Raw genomic sequence first — 26,456 nt, forward strand, 5'->3', positions numbered from 1 at the left:
AATTTTTACTTATATTTTTTTAAGAAATTCAGTTTTTAAAACAATCACACCAAATTTATCTACCTTAGCTTCAATTTCAGTGTCTTTGTTTGTAAGCTTAATATTTTTTATAGTCGTGCCACGCTTTAAAGTAGTGCTTGCACCTTTTACTTTCAAATCTTTCACAACACTTACACTATCACCTGCATTAAGCTCAGTTCCATTTGCATCTTTTGGCATATATTCTCCTTAGAATTTATAAGTATATCCTAGATATAAACCATAATTTGTTTGTTTAGGATCGTAAAAGTTTGAACCTACCTTGCTTTGGTAGAAATTTCTTGTATTATAATGAGTTTGCTCGGCTTTAAAACCAAACTCAATTTCATTTGCTTGATTTAACTCATATAAAGCACCGATTTTTGCTCCATAAGTATAACCATCAAAATCTTGAGATAATGATAAAAAGCTTGTTTTTAAAGTAAGATCTGTTCTTGCATAGCCACCATATACACCTAAAACAGCTCTTGTTTTTTCAAAGATTTTTGGAGTAAAATCATAACCAAGCAAAAACTTATGTGTAGTAAATTCTCCATCAATTTTTAATCTTGTGGTATTGATTACATCACTAAATTCGCTTGAATAATTATAAGCACCATAAATTCTATGATTTTCACTAAAACGATAACCAACTCTTAAACCAAAAACAGGAACATTTCCTTCTAAATCACCATTAAATTTTTTATTATTTTTAGTATGATCAAGATCAGATTTTACCTTAGTATGAAACCAACCAGCATCAATACCTAATAATATTCCTGAATTTTCATCAGCTAAAGCTAAATTTGAAACCAAAGCAACACTTGCAACTAAACTAAATAATTTTAATTTCATATTTTCCTCCTTTAAATAAGATATAATATATCCTTTTATTTTTAATAAAAATTTAATTTTGTGGTACCACTAAATCAGATCTACACTCAATCACGGTATGAACATTACCACGAGGGTTAAAATCACCTACTACTTTTATCCATTTTGGATCAAGTTTTTCTTTTAAAGTATTATAAATTTCATTAATACTTGCTTCATGTGAAACATTTCTATACATAAAGGTATTAATATAAAGTTTGATTGCTTTAAGTTCTACTACTAATTTATTTGGAATGTATTCTAAGTAAATTGTAGCAAAATCAGGATACCCACTACGCGGACAACAACACATAAATTCAGGTAAAGTGATTTTAATCACATAATCATTTTTGGCATCATTTGGCCAAACTTCCATATTTTCTACACTAAATTCTTTGATTTCTTTTTCACCATATCGCATTTATAATCCTTAGTTTGTTTTTAAAACTTTATAATACCACAATATTTTATATTTTATTTTGACAAAATTTAAAAAGCTTATCTTGAAGTGAAAGTAATTTTTCACTTTCATTACTAAGAATTTTTATACACAAACCCTCATAAAAAAGTTGATTTATATCGTCAAATGAAGCTTTTAATTCTTCATAAAACTCATCATATCCAAAAAGATAAATACTCAAATAATGCGTATGATTTGCAAAAAAATTTAAATCATTTTCTTTCATATAAGAAGGATTGATTTTAATTTTATCATTTAAAATTAAAGTATCATTTCTATAAATTTGAGTTAAACTCTCATAATTTTTAAAAGCAAATTTTTCATCCATAGCCACTCTACCAAAAATGACAAAATCAACATAAACTAATCTTGAAAAAGAAGCTAGATTAATCTTTGTGTTTTGTATAAAATTTGCATTTTCTTGAAGCAAAAGTGGCTTTGGCATATAAAAAAAGCTTGCATTTTCTTCAAGAGTAAAATCAATATTTTTACTCGCAAAAGAATCTTTAGTATCATATACCTTTTCATAACTTTGTGTGAGTATAGCGGTGTTTGTACTTTTCTTACATATGATTTCAAAACTTAAATGATCCTCTTTAAAAATTCCGGCACTAGAATTTAAAACATATATACTAGTTAATTTTTTATCATAAAAATTCCTCATAAGTTTAAAAGGAGGAGTAAAAAAAGAATTTTTTATGATAGTTTTTTCATTGATAGTATCTAATGTAAGTTTAAAAACACTCTTTTGAGCAAACAAATCAATCCTTTAAAAGTGTGTATTTTTTAATCCAAGTAATGATTTCTTCTAAACCTTCTTTAGTTTGAAGATTACTCATGATAAAAGGTCTATCTCCACGCATTTTTAAAGTATCTTCTTGCATGATTTTTAAAGAAGCATTTACATAAGGAGCTAAGTCTATTTTATTGATAATCATTAAATCAGACCTACAAATAGCAGGACCACCTTTGCGTGGAATTTTTTCTCCTTGAGCAACATCTATAACAAAGATAAAAAAATCCACAAGTTCAGGTGAAAAAGTCATTGATAAATTATCTCCACCACTTTCTATAAAAATAAGATCTAAATCACTAAAACGCTCTTGTAAAAGTTCAACAGCTTCAAGATTACAAGAAGCATCTTCTCTAATGGCTGTATGAGGACAACCTCCAGTTTGCACTCCAATGATTCTTTCTTTTTCAAGAACGCCTTGTTTGATTAAAAAATTTGCATCTTCATTTGTATAAATATCATTTGTAATTACAGCCAAAGAAAGCTCATCTTTTAAAGCTTGACATAAATTTAATACTAAAGCTGTTTTACCACTACCTACAGGACCACCTATGCCTATTTTAACCATTATAACCCTTTTAAGAAATATAAATTTTAAATGCTAAATTTTGGTGTTTTATACCCAAATAATCATTTAAGACATTATGATTTTCACACCAATCTTTTAAAGTTAAATTTTGTAATTTAGAAAGAACCTTTTGAAAATCTTGCTGTAATTGAAAAAGTAAAATCTGCCCTTCATTTTGTGATAAAGGCACGATTTTCACAAGAATATTAATAAAATTACTCATTAAAGCAAATAAAAAACTTTCATACATAAAATCAAGTTCATTATCTTTACAAAATAAAGCATACACAAAAGGATAAATAGGAGTTTGATTTTCTTTAATGTATTGATTTAATAAAGGATTTGATAATCCATAAAGACTTACATTTTTTACAAAGCGTTTAGCTAGAAAAACATAAGCTTGACTTTGTTCTTTTGCAACTATACTTGATAAAAACTTTCTTTGATAAATTAGTAAATTTTTTACATCATTTGCATTTTCATAAGCTATTTTCAAAGCTAAAAGCTCAAAATATAAAATATTAGAATAAAGCTGAGTTTTTAAAACTTTTTTTGCATCTTCTATATTTTTTATATAAGCAAAATTCACATAAGATTCTAAACCAAAAGAATGTGAAAAAGCTCCTATAGGAAAAGAAGAATCACTAATTTGTAAAAGTAAAAAATTTAATTTATTCATCTTTATTCTTTAATAAGTTTAAAATTTGGATCAACTTGGATAAAACTTGGCATATCAAGCATATATTTTGGCTCTAAAATTTCTTCACATTTTTCGTATTTTATATTAAATTTTTCTAAAAACCTTATGATAGAATTTTGCTCTAAAGTAATGAGTTTATGATCTTTATAAAATAAATTTAAATGCATATTGCCCACTTGATAACTTATTAAAGCAAGGTTGTATTCATTTTCTATGTGAATTTTTAAAACCTTTTCAGGTTTAATCTTCACTAAAATCAAAAAATCCTCATCATATAAACAATCATTATGATTTAAACCTTTATTACCAGGCATTTTTATAGCGACATCTAGTCCTTTTAAAGTCGTTGTTCTTAATATCTTTTTAAAAGTATCAAACCAACTAAGCTCTAAAAAATCGCATTCTTTGTTTAAATCATAATGCGTTATTTTATTTTGAAGTAAAATCATTAAATCATAAAATATTTTCTAGCTAAAGCTAAAGAATCAACACTCTTAGAGCTAATAAGCTCACCATTTATTTTTACTTCATAAGTTTGTGGATTTACTTCTATATCTTGAACTTTATCATTAAATTTCAAGTCTTTTTTAGTAATATTTCTACAATTTTTTACTGCAACACATTTTCTTTTTAAGCTTAATTTTTCAGGCATATTAGCTTCTAAAGAAGCTTTAGAAACAAAATGTAAAGCATTTTCATTTAAATTTGCTCCAAACATTTTTTCATAGATAATAGGCTCAGGTGTTGGGATAGAAGCATTAGCATCGCCTATTTTTGCACCTACTATCAAGCCACCTTTTAAAATAAGCTTTGGTTTTACTCCAAAAAATTTAGGTTGCCAAAGCACTAAATCAGCAAATTTTCCTACTTCAATAGAACCAACATAACTATCAATCCCATGTGCAATAGCAGGATTTATAGTGTATTTTGCTATATAGCGTTTAATACGGAAATTATCATCTAAATCATTATCTTCCTTCAAGGCACCAAATTCTTTTTTACATTTATCAGCACTTTGCCATGTTCTTAAAATTACCTCACCTACGCGTCCCATAGCTTGAGAATCACTACTCATAATGCTAAAAACACCCATATCATGAAGTTTATCTTCTGCTGCTATAGTTTCAGGACGAATTCTACTATCTGCAAATTCAACATCTTCTTTGATTTTATTATCTAAATGATGACAAACCATAAGCATATCTAAATGCTCATCAATGGTATTTTTAGTAAAAGGCATAGTAGGATTAGTACTTGCAGGTAAAACATTTTCAAAACCTGCCATTTTAATAATATCAGGAGCATGGCCACCACCTGCACCTTCAGTGTGAAAAGTATGGATAACTCTACCATTAATAGCTTTAATCGTATCTTCTACAAAACCTGCTTCATTTAAAGTATCTGTATGGATAGCTATTTGTATATCCATTTCATCAGCTATATTTAAACTAGTATCAATCACACTAGAAGTAGCACCCCAATCTTCATGAATTTTTAAGCCGCATGCACCAGCTATGATTTGCTCTTTTAAAGCATTTTTATTACTTGAATTTCCTTTACCTAAAAAGCCAAAATTCATAGGGTAATTTTGCGTAGCTTTTAACATAGAATGTATATGATAAGCCCCACTTGTGCAAGTTGTAGCATTTGTTCCCTCACTTGGTCCTATGCCACCTCCTATCATAGTAGTAACACCACTATATAAGGCACATTCAATTTGAGTTGGGGAGATAAAATGTATATGAGTATCAATACCACCTGCAGTTACTATTAAACCTTCTGCACCGATAATATCTGTACTTGTGCCTATAACTAAGCTAGGATCAACTCCATCTTGTATATCAGGATTGCCTGCTTTTCCTATACCTACTATATAGCCATTTTTTATCCCAATATCTGCTTTATAAATACCGGTATAATCAACAATCAAAGCATTAGTTAAAACTAAATCCGGAAATTCTCCCTCACTTACACTTTGAGCCATACCATCTCTAATATTTTTACCACCACCAAATTTAACTTCTTCGCCATATAAAGTATAATCTTTTTCTACTCTTAAAATCAAATCTGTATCTGCTAATCTTACTCTATCATTAGTTGTTGGACCATACATATTCACATAGTCTTTTTTGCTAATCTTAATCAAAGAAATCCTTTCTCTTTTGCTTTTGATAAAGCTTTAGTTTTATTTTCATCATTGATAAAATCATCACAAAGATTATTAAAACCTAAAACCTTTTTTAAACCACCAAATTCTATCAAACTTACTGTTTTTTCTTCACCTGGTTCAAATCTCACACTTGTTCCTGAAGCGATATTTAACCTTTTACCATAAGCCTTTTCTCTATCAAAAGACAAAAAGCAATTAACTTCAAAGAAATGAAAATGCGAACCAACTTGTATAGGACGATCACCTTTATTGCTTACTTTAATTTCTATAGAAGTTTTATTTTCATTAAGCACAATAAATTCTGATGATAAAAATATCTCTCCAGCTTTTATTTTATCATCATTTGCTATAGGCTCATGTATAGTAACTAATTTTGTGCCATCTTCAAAAGGAAGTTCTATTTGAATTTCTTCAAGCATACTTGCAACACCATCAATCACATCTTCACTTGTAAGTAAAGTTTTCCCTATGCTCATCAATTCACTCACACTTAAATTTTTTCTTGCAAGTTCCATTAATTCATAACATATATAAGCTAAAGCTTCATTATAATTTAATTTTATTTTTTGCTCTTTTCTATCTTTAGCGATTTTCCCTGCATAATGAAGCATTAATCGTTGCAATTGCTGCTGAGTAAAATGCATTTTAATCCTTATAAATTTTTTAGATATTATATAACTATTTGCTTGCTTTTAAGCAAAAAATTCTATTACATTTTTTAATTCTATTTTATAGTCTTTTTGAATTTCTATAAAAGGAAGATTTAAATTTTCACATTGAGCTTTAAATTTTTGATGATTTAAAATAAGAGTGTTTATTTCTTCTTTTTCACTAAATAAACGCTTTTCTATAACATTTTCATTTTGATAGATTAATTCATAATTTTGCAAAATATATTCTTTTGAAAAAACGATATAAAGTATTTTAATATCAGAATGATTTTGAAATTTTTGTAACTTTTTTGGAGTAAGATAAAATCCTTCAATGATTAAATTTTGTTTATTTTCTATACAAATTTAAATCATACCATCTACAATAGGAAACAAAAAATCAGTTATTTTTTCATCCTCATCTACTCTAAAAGGACAATTTTTCAAGAAGTCTTTGAGCAAGCAAGGTCTTTCCACTATGACCTTGCCCTCCAGTTAAAAAAATCATTTAAAAATTAAACATCCAAATGTTTAACATCTTTAGCATGAGCTTGTATATACTCACGGCGTGGTTCTACATCATCACCCATGAAAAGGTTGAAAGTATCATTTGCTCTTTGAGCATCTTCTATGGTGATCTTTAACAAACGACGATTACTTGGATCCATAGTTGTTTCCCAAAGTTGTTCAGGATTCATCTCACCAAGACCTTTATAGCGTTGTATATAAGCACCTTTTTTAGCATTTTTTTCAACTTCATCTAAAATTTCTAAAATATCTTTATCAAATTTTAAATCTCTATCTTTAATTTTTTGATAAATATAATTTGCCTCTTCATATAAAGGATTAGCAAATAAATCATCATTGATGATAAGTTCTTCTAAACCATTTTCAGTTTGTACATAAACACGAATTTCATTTTCATTGATATATGAATTTAAGATATTGTGATTTTGTTTTTCTAAAAATTCTTTTATGACTTTAAATAATTCTTCATTAGAAGCTTTTATCAAATCAGGATTTTCTATCAAATACCTAATCACTGAAATTACATTAAATCTTTTTTCTAATTCTTTTAAAACACTTCTATAAGCTGCAACGATTTTTAGAAAATCTTTTAAATCGTTTAATCCTATACCCTCATAAGTAGAACTTTCTATACCTGTTTCGATCAAATAATCATTTAAAGCTTTTTCATCTTTTAGATAAATTTCTTTTTTTTGACCTTTTTTATAGCGATATAAAGGTGGTTGAGCTAAATAAATATGTCCATTTGCTACAAGATCATTCATAAAACGGAAGAAAAATGTTAAAAGTAAAGTTTGTATGTGAGAACCATCTACATCAGCATCTGTCATAATGATGATTTTATGATATCTTAGTTTTTCTATATCAAACTCATCACCGATCCCACAACCAAAAGCTGTGATCATATTTTGAATTTGTTCACTTTTTAAAATTTTATCTAGTCTTGCTTTTTCAACATTGAGTATTTTACCTCTTAAAGGTAAAATCGCTTGGAAAGTTCTTTCTCTACCTTGTTTTGCAGAACCTCCCGCACTATCACCCTCAACTAAATAAATTTCGCTTTCACTCGGATCTTTACTTTGACAATCAGCTAATTTTCCTGGTAAAGTCCCTACACTTGAACTTTCTTTTTTACGGGTTAATTCTCTAGCTTTTTTAGCTGCTTCTCTACCACGAGCTGCCATTAAAGCTTTATTCATGATAGCTTTTGCTTCGATAGGATTTTCTTCAAAGTATTTTGTCAAATACTCAAAAGAAGTCTTAGAAACTATAGGTCTAACATAGCTTGAACCTAATTTTCCTTTAGTTTGTCCTTCAAATTGTGGCTCAGGTACTTTAACACTTACAACTGCTATTAAACCTTCTCTTACATCATCACCTGTGATTTTAGAGTCTTTCTCTCTAGCACTAGCATTTGCTTCAATGTAATTGCTAATAACACGAGTTAAGCCCATTCTAAAACCTGCTTCGTGCGTTCCACCATCTGGAGTTTTTATATTATTAACAAAAGAAAGTAAATTTTCACTATAACTATCATTATAAAGCAATGCTACTTCAACATTTACATCTTCTTCATCTACATTGAAAAATATTGCCTTAGTTAGAGCTTGTTTTTTATTTAAATCTGTAACAAATTGACTTATACCACCTTCAAAATGAAAGCTTTCTGCTTTTCCTACACGATTATCTTTAAAATTTATAGTAATTTTTGGATTTAAATATGCAAGTTCACGAAATCTTTTAGCTAAAATTTCATAATCAAAATCAGTCACTTCAAAAATTTGATCATCTGGCCAAAATTCTATGATTGTTCCTGTTTTTTTACTTTTACCTATGGTTTCAAAATTACTTGTAACTTTACCTTCTGAAAATTCTTGGCGATAAATTTCTCCATCTCTATGCACTGTAGCAACTAATTTTTTTGATAAAGCATTTACAACGCTTACACCAACCCCGTGTAAACCACCTGAAACTTTATAAGTATCTTTATCAAATTTTCCACCTGCATGAAGCACGGTTAAAACTACAGTTAAAGTAGGGATATTTTCAGTAGGGTGAATTCCCACAGGAATTCCTCTACCATTATCACTTACTATACAAGAGCCTTCTGTAGTAATTTCTACATTAATCGTATCACAAAAACCTGCCATAGCTTCATCAATAGAATTATCCACTACTTCATAAATCATATGATGAAGACCGCCTATGTTGGTATCACCTATATACATACCAGGGCGTTTTCTAACAGCTTCTAAGCCTTTTAAAACTTTAATATTTCCTGCGCCATAATTTTGATTTTCTTGCATTTATTTTCCTTATAAAATAACTGGCATAATTACAGTTTGTAATTCTTCACTTGAAACTAAGAATGCCATATGAGGTTCATTTATGCTAAGTTTGAATGTTTCACTTTCAATAGAATTTAAAAAGTCAGTGATGAATTTATTTTTTATGCAAAGATTAAATTCCTCATCTATATTAAGTTCTATTTCAAGTTCAGTTTTTGCTTCCATATTATCTAAACTAATACCTTCAAATACAAGTTTATCTTTATGGAAATTTAATTTCATTTTTTCAGTAATTACATTGATTTTTTTCAATGCATCCATAAATTCTTCTGTTTTAAAAATAAATTCTTTTGTAATATTTTTTGGAATTACTCTTTCATAATCAGGGAATTTATCATTAATAAGTTTTGTGAAAAACTCAAAATTGTCATTTTTTGCAATCAATATATTTTCATCATAATAAATTTCAATTTTTTCAAAAAAGATTTTTTGCATTTCTAAAATAGCTTTTTTAGGGATACAAAGATTAAATTCTTTTTCGTTTGTTTTATTTAGTGTAAAAACCGCTAAGCGTTTAGTATCTGTTCCTACAAAGCTAATGTGGGTTGTTTTTATATCAAGTAAAGCACCATTTAAAGAATACTTTGGATTATTTGTATCAACTGCAGGTAGGATTTTTTTCAAAGATCTACTCAAATCACTTGAATCAATGTCAAATTTATCTTTTCCTTCAGTGCTTGGGAAATTTGGAAAATCTTCATAATTAAACATAGGAAGTTTATATTTAGTTCCTTTTTGTCTAATAAAAAGGAAATTTTCTATAGTTTCTAAAACTACATCTTCATTATTTAAACTTTTGATGATATCTAAAATACTTTTAGCATTAGCAGTTGCAAAACCTGCACTTTCAACTTTAATTTTTTTGATTTTATAGTTAATACCTATTTCATAATCACTTGCCCTTATGATTAATTTATCTTCAACTACTTCAAAAAGTAAGTGAGAAGCGATGTTGCTTGAGTCTTTTTTATCTACATAAGAGTTAGTTAAAACTATGGCAGATTCTAAAGTGTTTTTATTAATGCTAATTTTCATTTTTACTTCCTTTGTTTTTTAAATTTATTTTATCATAATAATAAGCAATGTGAAAATGTGAAATGCTTTTTAAAAGCCTTTTTTTATAGAAATTTTATTCATAGAATAAAATTTTTTATTTTTCACTTTTATTCACAGGGTGCTTTTTATTTTTGTTAAAATTTTATTTCTTAATTCTTCTACTATGGCTTTTAGGTTTTCATTTTCGCTCATTAACTCTTGAATTTTTTTAATATTATGTGAAATGGCAGTGTGATCTTTCATATTAAAAAATCTAGCAAGTTGAGGCATAGACATAGTTGTAAGCTCTCTTGCTAAATATATCACAACCCTTCTTGCCATAACGATATTTTGTGTTTTTTTATTTGATTTTATATCATTTGATTTAAGATTATAGCTTTTTGAAACATCAGCAAGTATGTCTTCAACACTAATATTTTCTTTTGTTTCTTTAATGTGATCTTTCATAAAGCTTTTAACGATTTCTAAAGTGATTTCTTGATTAAAAAGCCTTGCTTGGGCATTTAGATTTGTAATCATACCTTCAATTTCTCGGATGTTATCTCCCATTGAAGTAGCGATGTAGCTTATAACTTCAGGTTTGAGATAAATAGCATTAAATTCGCATTTTTTCTTGATAATTGCGATTTTTGTATCAAGCTGAGGTGGAGTGATATCTGCGATGATCCCATTTGCAAAACGGCTTTTTAAGCGTTCTGTTATACCTTTTAACATATTTGGAGGATTATCACTTGTCATGATAATTTGTCCAAATTTTTCTTTGATTTCATTAAAAGTAAAGAAAAATTCTTCTTGAATTTTATCTGTTTTACCTAAAAACTGCACATCATCGATGAGTAAGACATCACAATTTTTGTATTTTTCATGAAATTTACTCATAGTTTTGTTATTTAAATGCATGGTAAAATCATTGATAAAATTATCACTTGTAGCATAAATAACCTTATATCCATTATCTAAGCACACATTTCCGACAGCTTGAAGCAAGTGAGTTTTTCCAAGTCCTGTAGGACCATAGATAAAGATAGGGTTGTATAATTTTCCAAGTTTGCTTTTATCGGTAATGGCTTTGCAAGTTGCATAGGCAAATTGATTAGAATCTCCTACAACAAAGCTTTCAAAAGTAAAAGAAGGATTTAAAATAGTACTTTGAAATTTAATCTGTGAAATATCTGTAGAAAAATGTTTTTTCTCTATCTTTTGATCATTTGTGATGATTTTAACTTGAGGATTAATTCCTGTTTTTACTTCATAAAAATAAGCTAGTTTTTGTGCGTATTTTGTTTGTATAAATTTAGCCAAAAAATGATTTGGTGCGATAAATACTAAGATATTATTTTTACTTAATTTTTCACTAAATTGTAAGTGAGAAATGTAAGTATTGTATTCGTTATTGCTAATTTCAGTTTTAAATTCAAGTAAAAAATCTTTTATATTCATTATTATTCTTATAAATTATGATGTAAAACTTGAAATTCTAGCTTATTTTTTATAAAAAATGGTTAAAATTATTCACATAAAAATTTAAATTTCACATCTATGTGAATAAAAAGGTGAAAAGTTTGAAAGTTTTAGGGATAGATCCTGGTTCTAGATATTGTGGATATGCTATTGTAGAAAGGATAAATAATAAAAATCAACTCATAGAAGCAGGACTTATCAAAATCAAACCCAATGATTTACAGTATCAAATCACAGAATTATGTGAAGGACTTGATCTAATCTTTAAAAATCATCAGTTTGATGAGATAGCTGTAGAAGATATATTTTTTGCTTATAATCCAAAAACGGTTCTAAAACTAGCACAATTTCGTGGAGCTTTGAGTTTAAAAATCTTACAAATTCATGGAGAATTTGCAGAATACACACCTTTACAAGTGAAAAAAACCGTAACAGGTAAAGCAAAAGCTACTAAAGAGCAAGTAGCTTTTATGGTAAAAAGATTACTTGGAATTTCAAAAGACATCAAGCCACTTGATATTACCGATGCTATCGCAGTGGCTTTGACGCATTTAGCAAATTTGAGAGTAAAAAAGTGATTTTACTTTCCATTTCCTATAAAATAAATTTCAACATCATGTAGAAGTTTTTCACATACAGCAGAATCAGTATTTTTTTCTACTACTAGGTTGATATGATTTTTGGTATCTCTAAAACTTCCTGCAGATTTTGAATTTTTTAATTCTAATTTTTGATTATCTTTTAAATATTTAATAGTTATTACAAATTTATGTGCCGCGGTAGCTTCGCCTAGATTTGTTTCTATCAAAACATTCATATTTGATGCTTTTGCTAGGGTTGCTTGAGTTTTGTTAATCACTTCTTTCATTCTTCTATTGAGTTCTAAAATTCTTGAGATGAATTTATTATCTATACTTTCAAATGCTATTTTTAGTTTATTCATAATTTCTTGATTAGTAGGTTTATCAGGTGCTACATAAACCATATAAAGTCCATTTTTAATATCTACTTTAGTGCTTTTAGTATCACGCCCACTACCAAAAACTTTTATATATATAGCATTATCAAGATATACTCTATCTATCATAGGACCATAGATTTCATATTCTCTTTTTCTTACGATTACTTCTCTTGCGGCTACTTGAATTTTTACTGAACAATCATGAATTATAGGTTCCATTTCTTTTTTTATTTCAAGTAGTTCTTTTAGCATATAACATCCTTATTATTTTTTTAGTATTATAGATTATAACAAAAAAATGTTTTTTTCTTTGTTAATTTTAGTTTATATAATTTTTATAACATTCCAAAGTTATTTTAAAAAAAGGAAAAAAATGAAAATTAAAACTATAGTTTCAAGTTTAGTTTTAGCAAGTACTTTATTTGCTGCAAATTCTCATCATGCTCATCATGGAGCTTCTGGAAGTATTTCATCACAAATCATGATGAGTATGCATGAACCTATGATGAAAAATCCTTTAGTGCAAAGCAATGACATAGAAAGAGATTTTTTAGCTAATATGATTCCACATCACCAAGGTGCTATTGATTCATCTAAGCTTTTATTAGAACATACTAAAAGTGAAGAGATGAAAAAAATCGCTCAAAATATCATAAAAGCTCAAGAAAAAGAAATCCAAGAATTTCAAGAAATTCTAGATAAAAATCTTTATACAAAAACTCAAATTGATGAAGAAACTTATAAAAAATTCGTTCAAGAAGAAAAAGAGTTAATGCAAAAAATGATGATTTTAATGAGTTCGGTTAAAGAAAGCAAAAACATCAATAAAGACTTTTTAGAAGCGATGATAGCACATCATCAAGGTGCAGTAGATGCTTCAAAACAAATTTTATTTTACTCTAAAGATAAAACTATCACTGATATTGCTAAAAAAATCATCTTAGATCAAGAAAAAGAAATTCAAGAATTTACGAATTTGTTAAAGTATATGTAGTGAATTGATCGAAAGAAATAAAAAATGGTGGCTCCGATTGGACTTGAACCAACGACCACCACCATGTCAAGGTGGTGCTCTACCAACTGAGCTACGGAACCTTAAAAAACAAAAATTATATAAAAATATTTTTACATTGTGCTTAAAATCACTTTTTAATTTTTTTCATATCATTTAACCATAAATCTAGCTGTGCTTCAAAACCTATACCTTTGCTATGATAAAATTTCAAATCTTTTTCTAGGTATCTTTGCTTAACCCATCCTCCAAAATCATGCGGGTAAAGGTAGTTTTTTCTTTGTGGGTTGTTATTATCAAGATAAGGAAGTATTTTTAATGCAGGGTTGTTTTGCACATAATTTAGCGCTTCATTTATAGCAAGATAGCTTGAGTTTGACTTGGGCGAACTTGCTAAAAATACTACACATTGAGCTAAGATGATCCTAGCTTCAGGATAGCCTATGTTTTTTACTGCTATGAGTGTGCTTGTGGCTAGATTAAGTGCTTGTGGGTTTGCATTTGAGATATCTTCACTTGCAAATATCACTAATCTTCTAGCGATGAAATCCGCACTTTCACCCCCATCGATCAGCCTCGCAAGATAATACAAACTCGCATCCACATCACTTCCTCTTAAACTTTTTATCATAGAACTAGCTAGTCTATAGTGTGTATCTTTACTTGAAGTGCCATCGCTTAAAACATTTGCTCTTAATTTTTTTAAAGTTTCAAGTGTGATATGAGTGCTATCTAAAGCCAAAGCAAACTCACATAAATTTAAAAAGCTTCTTGCATCATTTGCACTAGAAGTGATTAAAAAGTCTTTAGCATCATCATCGATTTTACATTGGAGTTTTTCTTGCACTTTTGTGGCAAGTTTTTCTAAGTCTTTATACTCTAAACCTTTAAATTCAAAAAGCATACTTCTGCTTCTTATGCCTGAAGTTAAAGTAAAGTAGGGGTTTTCAGTGCTTGCGCCTATGAAAAGGCATTTTTGATTTTCCAAAGGGATTAAAAGCATTTCTTGTTGGGTTTTTGAAAGCCTATGTACCTCATCAATAAATATCAAAGGTTTATATAAAGAATTTTCATAATTACTTAGTATTTTTCTAAGTTCTTCAAGTTTAAAATTCCCTCCATCAAACTCATAAAAATCAAGTTTATACTCATACGCTATTGCTCTTGCAAAAGAAGTCTTCCCGCAACCTGCTGGGCCAAAAAATACACTATGAGGGAGTTTTGAAACTTGTATGAATTTTTTAAAAATTTCTACTAAATTTTCTTGTCCTAAAACCTCATCTAAAGTTTTAGGACGAAAAGTTAAGCTTAAATTTGTCATTGTGGATTTATGGTAAGTCTTTCACCATTAATGATAGTTGTAACATCACTTTTATTAGAATCATCATAGATAAAATCAAGCATATAAGAGCCATTATTATCTACGAAATAAGTATCAAAATTTGCAAAATCAGGCCAAATTTGACTAGGAAGAATTTCTGTGTTTGCATGAAATTGTGATTTTATATTGTTTTCAGTGAAAATAGTTTGCCCATTTGCGTCAAATTTTTTACCTTCTTTTTCAAAACTTAGATTATTTAAGATGATTTGTGGGTTTGCTTTTAAAAACTGACTTGCCAAAAGCATCATAGAAAAAATATCAGTGTTTGAATTTTGCATTAAGCTATCATAAGCTTTTTTAGAAAGATTATTAAAATTCATATCTAAATTAATATTATTTAGCATAAAGTTTTCATTTGCAAGATTAAATTTAGCTAAATCTAGTTTTAAAACACTATCATAATCGTTTTGAGTATTTTGAGCTGTTTTTGCAAAAATTTTTAATTTATCAAAGTCAAAAGCAATAGAACTTATAAAACTAGCACTATCAATGCTTATATTTTGCTCACTATTTCTACTAGGACTAAAGATATCATTAAAGCTTAATTTTTGTATAGGAAATTCAGAAATTTTGATATTTTTTGCTTCTAATTTTTCTTTATGAGATAGTTGTTCTAATAAAACATAACCTAGATTAAGTTCCATATTTTTTACAAATTCATCAGAACCTATAATCTTAAATGATGTATTATTTAAAACTAAATTTGTATCATTGCGTGTGAAATTAATATCATTTATTTTTGCATTGATGTTAATGTCACCACCTTTGACGCTAACTAAGATTTTAAAGATTTCTTCGTTTGGAAAAATGCCTTTTAAGTCTTCATTTTCATTTAAAATAGAAACGATAGCATTATTACTTGCAAAAAAATTATTGGAAAAATCCACATTCACTTTAAAACTATAAGGTAAATCATTAAGTGTAGCTATAAAACTTCCTTTGGAATTTAAAAGTCCTTTAGTGTAATTAGTATCTTCAACATTATAATATGCTGTATCTTGGCTCATTTGTGCAAAGATTTTTTCATTGATTGAGTTAATATAAGAAGCTGAGGTAAAAAACCCTATAACTAGTAAAATTACTACTACAACCCCTGCGATGATTTTTTTCATTCATTTTCCTTAAGTGAAATTTTAAAAATTATATATTTTTATTACTAACTAATGCTTATAAAATTCTCACATTTATACATTACTTAACTTTTTTACTTATAATTGCACTATTTAAAATCAAAGGTAAAAAAATGAAACTTTTTGGAACAGATGGAGTACGCGGTAAAGCGGGGGAGTTTTTGGATTCATTTTTAGCAATGCGTTTGGCTATGGCTGCTGGAATTTATTTTAAAGACAAAGCCCTTACAAACAATATCTTAGTAGGAAAAGATACAAGAAGAAGTGGTTATATGATAGAAAATGCTATCGTTTCAGGACTTACTTCTATAGGTTATAATGTTATAGAAATAGGCCCTATGCCAACACCTGCTATTGCGTTTTTAACTGAAGATATGCGTTGTGATGCAGGGATTATGATATCAGCTTCACACAATCCTTACTATGATAATGGCATTAAATTTTTTGATGCACACGGAAATAAACTTGATGAGCAAGCAGAAGCGAAAATAGAAGAAATTTATTTTAATGATAAACTCATAGAAGAGGCAAGAACAACAAAATCACAAATTGGTCAAGCAAAAAGAATTGATGATGTGATAGGAAGATATATTGTTTCTATAAAAAATTCTTTTCCTAAAGAGCTGACTTTAAAGTCTTTACGCGTTGTGTTAGATGTGGCTCATGGAGCTTCTTATAAGGTAGCACCTACGGTTTTTAAAGAACTTGGTGCAGATGTGATTGTGATCAATGATAAGCCAAATGGTTTAAATATCAATGAAAATTGCGGGGCTTTACATCCTTTAAATTTAGCTTTAGAGGTAAAAAAATTTAGAGCAGATGTGGGTTTTGCTTTTGATGGGGATGCAGATCGTTTGGTTGTTGTGGATGAAAAAGGCGAAGTAGCTCATGGAGATAGTCTTTTGGGTGTTTTAGCTTTATTTTTGAAAAAACAAGGCAAGTTAAAATCAAGTGTAGTTAGCACTATAATGAGCAATGGTGCTTTAAAAGAGTTTTTAACTAAACATAAAATCACACATGAAACTTGCAATGTAGGCGATAAATATGTACTTGAAAAACTCAAAGAATGCGGTGGAAATTTTGGTGGTGAGCAGAGTGGGCATATTATTTTTAGTGATTATGCAAAAACTGGAGATGGTTTGGTAGCTGCTTTACAATTTAGTGCTTTAATGCTAAGTGAAGCAAAAAGTGCAAGTGAAATTTTAAATCAAGTTAAACCTTACCCACAGCTTTTGCATAATCTTAAAATTTCAGAGAAAAAAGACTTAAGTAAGCTTGCAGGCTTAGAAGAATTGAAAAAAGATTTAGAAAAAAAAGGAATTGCTAGTTTGTTTAGGTATTCAGGTACAGAAAATTTAATACGCTTATTACTTGAAGCAAAAGATATTAAGCTTTTAGAAAAAGAAATGAAAGCTGTTGAAAGCTTTTTTATGAAAGCATTGAATGCTTAAAATTTTATCTTTAAAATTTTGGCTTGTTTTTGCTTTAGTTTTTATACTAGATCAAGTAAGTAAGTATTTGTTTTTGCAAGGGCTTGAGTATAAGGGTGAATTTTTTGATTTAGTTTTAACCTATAATACTGGTGTAGCCTTTTCAATGTTTGCATTTTTAGGAGAGTATTTAAAATACATACAACTTGTTTTTATTTTGGCTTTGTTTGTGTATTTGCTTTATCAAAAAGAATTTTTTAAAACACATTTGATCGCTTTTGCTATTATGCTATCTGCTGGGTGTTCAAATTTACTTGATCGCTTTGTGCATATAGGTGTGGTGGATTTTGTATTTTGGCATAAGTGGTTTGAATTTGCTGTGTTTAATTTAGCTGATGTGATGATAAACATTAGTGTAGCTTTGATTTTAATAAAAGAAATTTTTAATAAAAAAGGAGAAAAATGTTAGATTTTTTAACTGACTGGTATTTGTGGATTAAAATGGTGCATTATTTAGCTTTTGTTTCTTGGATGGCTGGATTGTTTTATTTACCAAGACTTTTTGTCTATCATACAGAGCATAAAGATAATAAAGGCTTTGTAGAAGTGGTAAAAATCCAAGAAAGAAAATTGTATTTTTATATCCAAACTCCTGCGATGATAGTAACTTTAATAAGTGGAAGTTTGATGTTGCATGTAAATAAAGTTTTGATGGTTGGATCAGGATTTATGCATGCTAAATTAACCTGTGCTTTGCTTTTGATTATTTATCATTTGCAAAATTATTATTATTTAAAACAACTTCAAAATGATACTTGCAAAAAGAGTGGGAAATTTTTTAGAGCTTATAATGAAATTCCAACGATATTATTTATAATTATTGCTATTATGATGGTGGTAAGACCATTTTAGTAAAAAGCCTTTAAAGGCTTTTTATCCTTTAAACTCCATACTTTTAAAATCAAGTGGATCAACATTTTCTTGCATGATATTAATGTGTTCTTTATCTTGTAAGCGTTTATTATCTCTAAATACAGCACGCACTAAATCCATACCGGTGTAAAAATCTTTCATTAATACCATAAACAAATAACGCCCAAATTCACTTGTGTATAAAGTATTATTTTCTTTTTTTATAGCCTTGCTTAGCTTAAGACCTAAAAGTTCTATGAAAAGATCTTTTTCTAAATTGCAATCTAAAGTTTTGTTAAATTTATCAATCTCGATTTTACCTGCAAACATTTCAGTTAAAAAGACATATTTGATGATTTCTTTTTTACCAAAATTAGCTTTAGCAATATTTGCATTTTGCTTTTCTTTGATGAGTTTAGAATAATCATTTAAATTAAAAGCATTGATTAAAAGCTCTCCATCTAAAAAGCTAAAAGCCCCACTTCCCACGCCTAAATACTCATGGTGGCTACTTACATACTCATCATTAAAGCTACTTTTTTCTAAAGAAAATGACCATGCATTATTTCTTTCATAATCTTTGAAAAAATCTATAATGATTTTATAAAACTCAAATTCATTATCTTTAAAACTTACTCCTAGAGTTTTTGCGATATTATCTTTTGTGAGGTTTGATTTCATTAAAGGATAAGTTGTGATTTGTTGAGGTTTTAAATTTTTGGCTATTTCTAAATCATTGAGTAATTGCTCTTTAGTTTGAGAAGGAAAGTTAAAAATCAAATCAAGACTCATAATAGGAAGCACGCCTATAGCTTTAGAAAGCTTTTCTTGAAGCTCTTTACTTGAACCAAATTTATGATATCTTGCTACTTTTTTTAAAGTATCATCATCAAAACTTTGTATACCACAACTTAAACGATCTATAAGCCCTTTAAACATTTCTAGCTTTTTAGGTTCGATATGATTAGGATCGCTCTCACAAGAAATTTCTTTAATATTAAATAATTTTTTGCAAAGTTCTAAAGTTTTAGCAAGTTCTTCTTCGTTGATCAAAGTAGTGCCGCCACCCACATACATAGAAGTAAAATCAAATCCTTTGTCTTTGATTTGTTTGATTTCTTCTCTTAAGCTTTCAAAATATCTTTTTGCTAAATCTTCACTATAATAATACTTATGAAAACTACAATATGGACAAAAAGTATGGCAAAATGGTATATGAGCATAGAGCATATAAGATTTTTTTGGATTAACTTTTTTTTCTTGTCCTTCTTTTAAAAGTTTCACATCAAAACCATTCTCTAAAGATTTTTGCATGGCTTTATGTGAGTAAGAAAGAGCTAAGTTTTGTAAAAAATTCATATTTTTCCTAAAAATTTCATTTTGTAGTTATTTAAAAAGACTATAATTGTATCATATTTTTACAAAGGCTTTATAATGAAAAATATTTTTATAGCATTTTTTGTATTTTTATTAGGGCTTATAAGCGTGTCAAATTCTGCACCTTTAGATGAAATTTTTCAAGATGTTAATGTTTCAGGTAATATGCGTTATCGTTTTGAGCATAATAGCCCAAAAGATAGAGGAAATAATAATTTTAATCAAAGAATTCAAATTCAAATGCATTAACAACTAAGCCTTAAGGCTCAGTTGTTATAAAAGTTTTCCTTTAAGTTTTCTTTCATAGCTTTGATATTTTCTTTTGATTCTTCTTTAGCGTTAAATCCACCACCAAAGGCTTTCATAACATCTACGATAGAATTTGCAAGCTCATAAGATGAGTTAGTGTAAGAAAGTTTAGCATTTAAATAATTTCTTTGATCTTGTAAAAAATCAGCTAAATTAATCACGCCATTTTCATATCTTAAGGTAGAAATTTCATAAATTTTACTTTGAGCTAGAAATAAATTTTTATAATTTTGCTCATTTTCATAATAGCTTTGGCGGTTAAATAAAGCAAGTCTTATTTCTCCAAAGGCTGTTTTTAAGGTGTTTTCATATTGTAAAAACGCTTCATCTTTGGTAAGTTTTGCGATATTAACATTATTCATAATCTCACCCCAATGAAAAATCGGCATTGCAAAATTTCCAGCTACATTCCAAGTATTACTTCCATGTTTAACTAAAAGATCTAAATCATTACTTTGAAAACCCAAAAGTCCTGTTAAAGAAAGGTTTGGTAAAAATGCAGTTCTGGCTACTCCAACAAGATAGTTTTTTTCTTCTAAAATTTTTAAACTAGCTTGTATATCAGGTCTTTGAAGTAAAATTTCACTACCAATACCTTCAGGTATGCTAAGCTCGTATTGTCCTATTTTTTTATATTCTATGCTATTATAAAGTATATCATCAATATCATTTGAAGTTAAGATTTTTAAAGCTTTGGTATTAGCTTCTTTTTGAATTTTAGCATTTGTGAGTAAAACTCTTGAATTTTCAAGTTCAGCTTTAAATTTGTTAAGCTCATACTCACTAATTACTCCAAGTTTAAAATGCTCTAATTTTAACTCATAAGTTTTTTGATAACTTTGGGTTGTTTCTTCTAAAATTTTTACTTGCTCACTTAAGCTTGCTAGATTAAAATAAGTTTTTACTACATTAGAAATTAAGCTTAATCTTGCACTTTCATAGTCAAACTCACTAGCTTGTAATTTTGCTTTTGAAGCATTATAAGTATCTCTGTATTTACCCCATAAATCTACTTCATAACTTAAATTTAAACCCATATTAAAATCATTGCCATAGACAAATTCATTACTTTTGTTGCTTGGAGCATTGATACTAGTTTTTGCTCTTGCTCCGCTAGCACTTCCATCTAGTTTAGGAAGTAGATCGCTTCTTGCTATACCTAAAGCTTCATAAGCTTTTTGTAAATTCATATATGCAATTTGCAAGTCGTTATTGTTTTTTAAAGCTTGATCGACTAAGGTGTTTAAATAATTATCATCAAAAGCTTTCCACCATTGTTTGTTAATGCTAATGTTTTGATCTAAGCTTTTAGTGTAATTTACATCTTTAATTTCTAAATTTGGTTTTAAACTGCAAGCTGTTATTAAAAAACAACTTGCAAAAATTATTAACTTACGCATTGATTTTACCTCTTTTTTTATCAAGCCATTTATTAAAACTTTCTAGTAAATAGAAAAATAAAGGTACAAAGAAAATGGCTATAGTAGAAGCTGCTATCATACCACCTATAATACCTGTACCTATCGCATGGCGGCTTGCACTTCCTGCTCCATATGCAAAGAAAAGCGGTAAAATACCACAAATAAATGCTAATGAAGTCATTACAATAGGTCTAAATCTCAATTTTGCTGCACTAATAGAAGCTTCAAAAATACTCTTTCCTTTTTTAAGATGCTCTTCCATAGCAAATTCAACAATCAAAATGGCATTTTTAGCAGAAAGGCCTATTAAAAGTAAAAGTCCCGTTTGAAAATATATATCATTTTCTAATCCTCTAAGCCATACAAAAAGCAAAGAACCAAATACTGCAAAAGGCACAGCCGTAATTACTGCTAAAGGCATGAGCCATCTTTCATATTGTGCTGCTAGAATTAAAAATACAAATAATAGTCCTAGCATAAATGCTATTTGTCCAGCACCGCTACTTGTAACTTCTTGATAAGCTGAACCTGACCAAGCAATAGAATAATCCTCTCCTAAAGTTTCTTTTGCCACTTGTGCAATTGCATCAATGGCTTGTCCTGAAGTATAGCCAGGAGCAGGATCGCCTTGCACTAAAGCCGATGGAAACATATTAAAGCGTTTTACATCATCAGGACCAACACTTCTTTGTAATGTTAAAATGCTATCTAGAGCTATCATAGAACCATCTTTTGATCTAACAAAGATGTTTTTTAAAGCATTTTGAGTATTTCTAAAATCTCCAATTGCGCTTATATTTACACGATAATTTTTTCCAAGCATAGAAAAATCATTTACATAATAAGTTCCTATGGTGGCATTTAGAGTGCTAAATACATCAGCTAAATTTAAACCATAAAGTTTTACTTTATCGCGATCAATTTCTAGTTTTAATTGCGGAAAATTAGTATCAAGCGTTGTTCTTACATTGTGAAGTTCGGGACGCTTGTTTGCTGCTTCAACTAATTTATTTACATCAACTTGAATTTGATCATAACTTTTTCCGCTACGATTTTGTGCATACATCTCAAAACCACCAGTTAAGCTTAAACCTTGGATTGGTGGTGGATTAACAAAGAAAGTTTGAAAATTTGGATTTAAGAAGTATTGTTTGTTATAAGATCCAACTAAATCAAAACTACTAATATCTCTATCATCCCAATTTTTCAAATTAACAAACATTGCGCCAGAATTTTCTTTTAAAGAACCTGTAAAAAGATCATAGCCTATAAGTCCTACCACATTAGTTACATTCTCATTTTTGCGGATTTCTTCTGCCATAGCATCCATTGATTGAGTAGTTCTATTAAGCGAAGATGCTGCGGGTAGATTGACAATAGTTAAAAAGTTTCCTTGATCTTCATTTGGAACAAGTGAATTTGGAACAAGTTTGAAAAGTCCATATAAACCACCCAAAAAGATTACAAAAATTAACATAAAACGCACTGTTCTTTTAAGTATATAAGCCACACCAGCGCCAAAAACTTCGGTAGACCAATCAAAAATATCATTAAATTTTTTCACAAAATAAAAAGGTTCACCTTCATTTCTTCTTAAAAAAATTGCACATAAAGAAGGAGTTAGTGTTAAAGCTACAAAGCCTGATATAGTAACAGATATTGCTAAGGTTATGGCAAATTGTTTTTGGATTTCTCCCACAAAACCTGATATAAATGAAACGGGTATGAAAACCGCACAAAGTACAAGAACTATAGAAACAACAGGTGCAGCAACTTCATCCATAGCTTTAATAGCTGCTTCTTTTATGCTTATATTTGGATCTTCATGCATAATTCTATCGATATTTTCAACTACTATAATTGCATCATCAACAACAATACCAATAGCCAATACTAAGGCAAAAAGCGTAAGTAGATTGATACTAAAACCTAAGACATATAATCCTGCAAAAGTTCCCAAAATAGAAACAGGAACAGCAATCATTGGTATAATAGTTGAGCGGAAATTTTTTAAGAACAAATACATTACAATTACAACTAAAATTAATGCTTCAAAGAAAGTTTTTACCACTTCTTTAATGGAAGCTTTAATAAATATAGTTGTATCATAAGGCACTTTATAAGTTAATCCTTCAGGGAAATTTTTAGAAAGTTCTTCAAATTTTTTCTGCACTAATTCTGCTGTATTTACAGCATTTGCTCCGGTTTGTAAGAAAATCAAAATAGGAGTAGCGTCATTTCCGTTTAATCTACCTTTAAAAGTATATTCTCTTGATCCTAAAGAAACTTCGGCTACATCTTTAAGTCTTAAAAAAGAGCCATCACTATTTGCTCTTATGATAATATCTTCAAATTCTTTAGTATTTTTTAATCTTCCTTGCATAGTTACTGAATACACATAAGGAGATCTTTCCACCACAGGTTCTTGACCTATCTTACCAGTAGCATATTGAGCATTTTGCTCGCTAACTGCAGCAATAACATCAGTTGCAGTAACTTGATATTTGTTTAATAAATCAGGATTAAGCCAAATTCTCATAGAATAATTTCTTGCACCAATAGCTACGGCATTACCCACACCAGGAACCCTAGCAAGATCATCTAAAATATTTAATGCAGCATAATTATATACTTCGAGTGAATCCATAGAGCCATCAGGAGAATATAAAGTAGCAACTTCTAATATACTTGAACCGGTTTTTCTTACACTAACGCCAGTTTTTTTAACATCTTCAGGTAGTTTTGCCATAGCAGCTGAAATTCTATTATTAACATCAACTGTTGCTTGGTCAGGATCTGTACCTATATTAAAATATACACTTAAGCTCATATCTCCTGAAGAGCTTGAAGTTGAATCCATATAAATCATATTTTCAACCCCATTGATTGCATCTTCAAGAGGAATAGCCACCGTTTGAGCCACCGTTTGAGCATCAGCTCCTGAGTAAGTTGCACTTACCTTAACAACGGGTGGAGTTAAGGAAGGATATTGCTCCACGGGTAAAGAATAAAGTCCTATAATACCTGCTAAAGAAATGATAATAGCTACAACAGAAGCAAATACAGGTCTTTCTATAAAGAATTTAGAAAACATTATTTATTCTCCATTACGCTAACACTTGCACCAGGACGGATTTTTTTGAAGTTATTTAAAATCACTTTATCCCCATTTTTTAAGCCCTTATCAATAATTGCTTTATCAGAAGTTTGATAAATAACATTAACAATAGTTTTAACTACTTTTCCATCTACAAGGGTATAAACATAAGTAGCACTATCATCTTGCAAAAGCGCAACTTGAGGAATTTCAAAACCATCTTTTTGAACAAAACCACCAACATGAACATTTGCGAAAGAGCCAGGCATTAAGTTTGAATTGTTGTTATCAAAAATAGCTTTTGCTTTTACTCCACCACTATGAGTATCTATAACGCTATCTACGAAATATAATTTTCCATTGAAAAGTTCTCCACCAACATTAGCTTGCACTTGGATATTTTCTAATTTCCAATTGCCGCTTTGAATATTTTTATTCATATTGATTTTATCTACATCAGAAATATAAAAATCTGCAAAAATTGGGTTAATGTTTGTAATGCGTACAAGTTCAGTAGATGAAGCATTTACATAATCACCCACATCCATTAACGCATCACCTAAAATTCCATCAAAAGGAGCACTTACTATGGTGTATTTTAAGTCTAATCTTGCATTAGCAAGTTTTGCTCTAGCGCTTTCTAGATTAGCTTTTGTGGAGTTAAATTTAGCTAAACTTGCATCAAATTCTTTTTGTGAAATAGCATTTTTTTCTATTAAAATACTATCTCTTTTAAAATTTTTTTCAGCATCATCAAAATTAGCTCTTGCTACCAAAGCTTCTCCATAAGCCATATTTACACTTGCTTGGTATTTGTCAGGTTCTATAAGAAAAAGCTTATCGCCTTTTTTTACAGCTTGACCACTTTTGAAGTATTTTGCTTTGATTTCACCGCTTACTTTAGGTTTGACTACTACATCTAATTCAGTACTTAATCTCGCAGGATAAGTAAATTCTAAAGGTAAATTAGCGCTTTGCATAGTCATAATGCTAACAGGTTGAGGAGGGAGTTGTTTAACTTGTGCATTCTTATCATCTGAACATGCTATAAAGATAAGAGAAGCGCAAGCTAGAGTTAAAAGTTTTGTTTTCATTTGTTTCCTTAAGTTATTTATTTAGCTAAATAAAAAGTAATTTATATTACAAAATTAATAAATACTATTTTATCAATCTTTAGTTAATTAAAATTAACAAGACCTTGAGTAAAAAGCTTTACGATTTTTTTTGCATGGCTTTGTTGTTCTTTTTTATTCATTGAAACTTTATTTTCAAAAGTGCTTTGTATAAAAAATGTCCCTCTAAGCATAGCACAAAAAGTATAACTTAAAAATTCAGCATTTTGAGCTAAAATTTCATTTTCTTCTTCAAATCTTTTTCGAAGAACATATTCTACTTCTTTTCTATTGCTTCCTTTAAACCATTTTCCAAAATCAAATTTTTCATTATAAATTTCAGAATACAAAAGTCTTACTATAGCTATAGTTTTGGTATCGTTAAAAATCCCTAAATAAGCTTTTGCAAATTGATATAAGAATTCTTCTAAATTAGCATCAGGTGAAAGTCGCATATTTTTTTTCAAAATAGCTAAAAAATGATTTTCTGCAAAATCATTTAAAACCGCTTCAAATAAACCTTCTTTACTTTTAAAATGCTCATATACGCAAGAAAAAGATCCACCAGCTTGTTTGATAATATCTTTAAGATTAGTTGCTTCGTAGCCATTTTTTAAAAATGACTCCGCAGCGATTTGTTTGATTTTTTCAAGCCTTGCTTGAGATTTTGAAGAAATTCTTTTTTTCAT

At 28.9% G+C, this 26,456-nt stretch carries 27 protein-coding genes and 1 tRNA gene; 6 read left to right on the plus strand and 22 right to left on the minus strand.

The window, feature by feature from the left end; all coding sequences use genetic code 11:
* Positions 1 to 9 precede the first annotated feature (9 nt).
* The 13 genes from L8X97_RS04355 to dnaA all read right to left on the minus strand — a co-directional run bounded on the left by L8X97_RS04355 (position 10) and on the right by dnaA (position 11,604).
* On the minus strand, positions 10 to 219 hold the full coding sequence (locus L8X97_RS04355; RefSeq protein WP_039617052.1) for an alkylphosphonate utilization protein: 210 nt from the start codon (positions 217 to 219) through the stop codon (positions 10 to 12).
* A 9-nt stretch (positions 220 to 228) separates the two neighbouring features.
* Complete coding sequence (locus tag L8X97_RS04360; RefSeq protein ID WP_263662722.1) at positions 229 to 873, minus strand: porin family protein; 645 nt, start codon at positions 871 to 873, stop codon at positions 229 to 231.
* Between the two features lie 52 nt (positions 874 to 925).
* Entirely contained in the window at positions 926 to 1,312 is a 387-nt protein-coding gene (gene queF, locus L8X97_RS04365) for a preQ(1) synthase (protein WP_039617048.1), read from the minus strand.
* A 46-nt stretch (positions 1,313 to 1,358) separates the two neighbouring features.
* Complete coding sequence (locus tag L8X97_RS04370; RefSeq protein ID WP_220566958.1) at positions 1,359 to 2,111, minus strand: urease accessory protein UreD; 753 nt, start codon at positions 2,109 to 2,111, stop codon at positions 1,359 to 1,361.
* Position 2,112: 1 nt separating this feature from the next.
* Positions 2,113 to 2,712 carry an urease accessory protein UreG gene (ureG, locus tag L8X97_RS04375; RefSeq protein WP_039617044.1) on the minus strand — a complete coding sequence of 200 codons (600 nt, stop codon included), beginning with the start codon at positions 2,710 to 2,712 and terminating at the stop codon, positions 2,113 to 2,115.
* A 10-nt stretch (positions 2,713 to 2,722) separates the two neighbouring features.
* On the minus strand, positions 2,723 to 3,391 hold the full coding sequence (locus L8X97_RS04380; RefSeq protein WP_263662723.1) for an urease accessory protein UreF: 669 nt from the start codon (positions 3,389 to 3,391) through the stop codon (positions 2,723 to 2,725).
* 2 nt (positions 3,392 to 3,393) lie between these two features.
* Positions 3,394 to 3,861: an urease accessory protein UreE gene (locus L8X97_RS04385; RefSeq protein WP_263662724.1), complete on the minus strand. Its 468-nt coding sequence runs from the start codon at positions 3,859 to 3,861 to the stop codon at positions 3,394 to 3,396.
* The gene (gene ureC / locus L8X97_RS04390; protein ID WP_263662725.1) at positions 3,861 to 5,558 is read right to left on the minus strand and encodes an urease subunit alpha; all 1,698 of its coding nucleotides are present in this window, start codon (positions 5,556 to 5,558) and stop codon (positions 3,861 to 3,863) included. The genes L8X97_RS04385 and ureC overlap by 1 nt, the downstream gene beginning before the upstream one ends.
* Positions 5,555 to 6,226 carry an urease subunit beta gene (gene ureB / locus L8X97_RS04395; protein ID WP_263662726.1) on the minus strand — a complete coding sequence of 224 codons (672 nt, stop codon included), beginning with the start codon at positions 6,224 to 6,226 and terminating at the stop codon, positions 5,555 to 5,557. Before ureB ends, ureC begins: the two co-directional genes overlap by 4 nt.
* A gap of 48 nt (positions 6,227 to 6,274) precedes the next feature.
* Positions 6,275 to 6,472 carry a hypothetical protein gene (locus L8X97_RS04400; RefSeq protein WP_133319083.1) on the minus strand — a complete coding sequence of 66 codons (198 nt, stop codon included), beginning with the start codon at positions 6,470 to 6,472 and terminating at the stop codon, positions 6,275 to 6,277.
* Between the two features lie 275 nt (positions 6,473 to 6,747).
* Entirely contained in the window at positions 6,748 to 9,066 is a 2,319-nt protein-coding gene (gene gyrB / locus L8X97_RS04405) for a DNA topoisomerase (ATP-hydrolyzing) subunit B (protein WP_263662727.1), read from the minus strand.
* Positions 9,067 to 9,075: 9 nt separating this feature from the next.
* Positions 9,076 to 10,143: a DNA polymerase III subunit beta gene (gene dnaN / locus L8X97_RS04410; RefSeq protein WP_257904462.1), complete on the minus strand. Its 1,068-nt coding sequence runs from the start codon at positions 10,141 to 10,143 to the stop codon at positions 9,076 to 9,078.
* 132 nt (positions 10,144 to 10,275) lie between these two features.
* Positions 10,276 to 11,604, minus strand: coding sequence for a chromosomal replication initiator protein DnaA (gene dnaA / locus L8X97_RS04415; protein ID WP_133319081.1), 1,329 nt, complete (start codon positions 11,602 to 11,604; stop codon positions 10,276 to 10,278).
* Between the two features lie 122 nt (positions 11,605 to 11,726).
* On the opposite strand from dnaA, the gene ruvC reads away from it, so the two are divergent.
* Entirely contained in the window at positions 11,727 to 12,203 is a 477-nt protein-coding gene (gene ruvC / locus L8X97_RS04420; protein WP_263662728.1) for a crossover junction endodeoxyribonuclease RuvC, read from the plus strand.
* Positions 12,204 to 12,205: 2 nt separating this feature from the next.
* On the opposite strand, the gene L8X97_RS04425 is transcribed toward ruvC, so the two are convergent.
* Positions 12,206 to 12,838, minus strand: coding sequence for a hypothetical protein (locus L8X97_RS04425; protein WP_133319079.1), 633 nt, complete (start codon positions 12,836 to 12,838; stop codon positions 12,206 to 12,208).
* A 121-nt stretch (positions 12,839 to 12,959) separates the two neighbouring features.
* Here L8X97_RS04425 and L8X97_RS04430 point away from each other — a divergent pair, with 121 nt between their 5' ends.
* Positions 12,960 to 13,580: a DUF305 domain-containing protein gene (locus L8X97_RS04430; RefSeq protein ID WP_133319078.1), complete on the plus strand. Its 621-nt coding sequence runs from the start codon at positions 12,960 to 12,962 to the stop codon at positions 13,578 to 13,580.
* A 25-nt stretch (positions 13,581 to 13,605) separates the two neighbouring features.
* Here the strand turns inward: L8X97_RS04430 and L8X97_RS04435 are convergent.
* From L8X97_RS04435 to L8X97_RS04445, 3 genes are all read right to left on the minus strand, one after another.
* Positions 13,606 to 13,681: transfer RNA gene (locus L8X97_RS04435), tRNA-Val, on the minus strand.
* Between the two features lie 47 nt (positions 13,682 to 13,728).
* Entirely contained in the window at positions 13,729 to 14,919 is a 1,191-nt protein-coding gene (locus L8X97_RS04440; protein WP_263661890.1) for a replication-associated recombination protein A, read from the minus strand.
* Positions 14,916 to 16,091, minus strand: a complete 1,176-nt coding sequence (locus L8X97_RS04445; protein WP_220566946.1) for a DUF945 family protein — start codon at positions 16,089 to 16,091, stop codon at positions 14,916 to 14,918. Before L8X97_RS04445 ends, L8X97_RS04440 begins: the two co-directional genes overlap by 4 nt.
* A gap of 131 nt (positions 16,092 to 16,222) precedes the next feature.
* Between L8X97_RS04445 and glmM the strand changes: the two genes are divergently transcribed.
* From glmM to hemJ, 3 genes are read left to right on the plus strand one after another with little or no spacing between them, the layout of a single operon-like run.
* The gene (gene glmM, locus L8X97_RS04450) at positions 16,223 to 17,560 is read left to right on the plus strand and encodes a phosphoglucosamine mutase (protein ID WP_039629248.1); all 1,338 of its coding nucleotides are present in this window, start codon (positions 16,223 to 16,225) and stop codon (positions 17,558 to 17,560) included.
* Entirely contained in the window at positions 17,553 to 18,008 is a 456-nt protein-coding gene (lspA, locus tag L8X97_RS04455) for a signal peptidase II (protein WP_220566945.1), read from the plus strand. Before glmM ends, lspA begins: the two co-directional genes overlap by 8 nt.
* On the plus strand, positions 18,002 to 18,451 hold the full coding sequence (gene hemJ / locus L8X97_RS04460) for a protoporphyrinogen oxidase HemJ (protein ID WP_039629243.1): 450 nt from the start codon (positions 18,002 to 18,004) through the stop codon (positions 18,449 to 18,451). Before lspA ends, hemJ begins: the two co-directional genes overlap by 7 nt.
* A gap of 21 nt (positions 18,452 to 18,472) precedes the next feature.
* On the opposite strand, the gene L8X97_RS04465 is transcribed toward hemJ, so the two are convergent.
* Positions 18,473 to 19,810, minus strand: coding sequence for a coproporphyrinogen III oxidase family protein (locus tag L8X97_RS04465; RefSeq protein WP_133319070.1), 1,338 nt, complete (start codon positions 19,808 to 19,810; stop codon positions 18,473 to 18,475).
* Between the two features lie 75 nt (positions 19,811 to 19,885).
* Here L8X97_RS04465 and L8X97_RS04470 point away from each other — a divergent pair, with 75 nt between their 5' ends.
* Positions 19,886 to 20,077: a mini-MOMP protein gene (locus L8X97_RS04470; RefSeq protein WP_263659238.1), complete on the plus strand. Its 192-nt coding sequence runs from the start codon at positions 19,886 to 19,888 to the stop codon at positions 20,075 to 20,077.
* Between the two features lie 17 nt (positions 20,078 to 20,094).
* Here the strand turns inward: L8X97_RS04470 and L8X97_RS04475 are convergent, their stop codons facing one another.
* The 4 genes from L8X97_RS04475 to L8X97_RS04490 form a co-directional block, all read right to left on the minus strand.
* Positions 20,095 to 21,537, minus strand: coding sequence for an efflux transporter outer membrane subunit (locus L8X97_RS04475; protein WP_263662729.1), 1,443 nt, complete (start codon positions 21,535 to 21,537; stop codon positions 20,095 to 20,097).
* On the minus strand, positions 21,530 to 24,652 hold the full coding sequence (locus tag L8X97_RS04480; protein ID WP_263662730.1) for an efflux RND transporter permease subunit: 3,123 nt from the start codon (positions 24,650 to 24,652) through the stop codon (positions 21,530 to 21,532). The genes L8X97_RS04475 and L8X97_RS04480 overlap by 8 nt, the downstream gene beginning before the upstream one ends.
* Entirely contained in the window at positions 24,652 to 25,749 is a 1,098-nt protein-coding gene (locus L8X97_RS04485) for an efflux RND transporter periplasmic adaptor subunit (RefSeq protein WP_133319066.1), read from the minus strand. The genes L8X97_RS04480 and L8X97_RS04485 overlap by 1 nt, the downstream gene beginning before the upstream one ends.
* A gap of 83 nt (positions 25,750 to 25,832) precedes the next feature.
* On the minus strand, positions 25,833 to 26,456 hold the full coding sequence (locus L8X97_RS04490) for a TetR/AcrR family transcriptional regulator (RefSeq protein WP_133319065.1): 624 nt from the start codon (positions 26,454 to 26,456) through the stop codon (positions 25,833 to 25,835).

This window comes from Campylobacter sp. CNRCH_2013_0671h (assembly GCF_025773055.1).
Taxonomy (GTDB): domain Bacteria; phylum Campylobacterota; class Campylobacteria; order Campylobacterales; family Campylobacteraceae; genus Campylobacter_D; species Campylobacter_D lari_D.

Coding starts and splice junctions, on each gene's coding strand:
- L8X97_RS04355 (WP_039617052.1), bottom strand. CDS start 219: ATGCCAAAAGATGCAAATGGAACTGAGCTTAATGCAGGTGATAGTGTA.
- L8X97_RS04360 (WP_263662722.1), bottom strand. CDS start 873: ATGAAATTAAAATTATTTAGTTTAGTTGCAAGTGTTGCTTTGGTTTCA.
- queF (WP_039617048.1), bottom strand. CDS start 1,312: ATGCGATATGGTGAAAAAGAAATCAAAGAATTTAGTGTAGAAAATATG.
- ureG (WP_039617044.1), bottom strand. CDS start 2,712: ATGGTTAAAATAGGCATAGGTGGTCCTGTAGGTAGTGGTAAAACAGCT.
- L8X97_RS04380 (WP_263662723.1), bottom strand. CDS start 3,391: ATGAATAAATTAAATTTTTTACTTTTACAAATTAGTGATTCTTCTTTT.
- L8X97_RS04385 (WP_263662724.1), bottom strand. CDS start 3,861: ATGATTTTACTTCAAAATAAAATAACGCATTATGATTTAAACAAAGAA.
- ureB (WP_263662726.1), bottom strand. CDS start 6,226: ATGCATTTTACTCAGCAGCAATTGCAACGATTAATGCTTCATTATGCA.
- gyrB (WP_263662727.1), bottom strand. CDS start 9,066: ATGCAAGAAAATCAAAATTATGGCGCAGGAAATATTAAAGTTTTAAAA.
- dnaN (WP_257904462.1), bottom strand. CDS start 10,143: ATGAAAATTAGCATTAATAAAAACACTTTAGAATCTGCCATAGTTTTA.
- dnaA (WP_133319081.1), bottom strand. CDS start 11,604: ATGAATATAAAAGATTTTTTACTTGAATTTAAAACTGAAATTAGCAAT.
- L8X97_RS04425 (WP_133319079.1), bottom strand. CDS start 12,838: ATGCTAAAAGAACTACTTGAAATAAAAAAAGAAATGGAACCTATAATT.
- L8X97_RS04430 (WP_133319078.1), top strand. CDS start 12,960: ATGAAAATTAAAACTATAGTTTCAAGTTTAGTTTTAGCAAGTACTTTA.
- L8X97_RS04440 (WP_263661890.1), bottom strand. CDS start 14,919: ATGACAAATTTAAGCTTAACTTTTCGTCCTAAAACTTTAGATGAGGTT.
- L8X97_RS04445 (WP_220566946.1), bottom strand. CDS start 16,091: ATGAAAAAAATCATCGCAGGGGTTGTAGTAGTAATTTTACTAGTTATA.
- glmM (WP_039629248.1), top strand. CDS start 16,223: ATGAAACTTTTTGGAACAGATGGAGTACGCGGTAAAGCGGGGGAGTTT.
- lspA (WP_220566945.1), top strand. CDS start 17,553: ATGCTTAAAATTTTATCTTTAAAATTTTGGCTTGTTTTTGCTTTAGTT.
- hemJ (WP_039629243.1), top strand. CDS start 18,002: ATGTTAGATTTTTTAACTGACTGGTATTTGTGGATTAAAATGGTGCAT.
- L8X97_RS04465 (WP_133319070.1), bottom strand. CDS start 19,810: ATGAATTTTTTACAAAACTTAGCTCTTTCTTACTCACATAAAGCCATG.
- L8X97_RS04470 (WP_263659238.1), top strand. CDS start 19,886: ATGAAAAATATTTTTATAGCATTTTTTGTATTTTTATTAGGGCTTATA.
- L8X97_RS04475 (WP_263662729.1), bottom strand. CDS start 21,537: ATGCGTAAGTTAATAATTTTTGCAAGTTGTTTTTTAATAACAGCTTGC.
- L8X97_RS04480 (WP_263662730.1), bottom strand. CDS start 24,652: ATGTTTTCTAAATTCTTTATAGAAAGACCTGTATTTGCTTCTGTTGTA.
- L8X97_RS04485 (WP_133319066.1), bottom strand. CDS start 25,749: ATGAAAACAAAACTTTTAACTCTAGCTTGCGCTTCTCTTATCTTTATA.
- L8X97_RS04490 (WP_133319065.1), bottom strand. CDS start 26,456: ATGAAAAAAAGAATTTCTTCAAAATCTCAAGCAAGGCTTGAAAAAATC.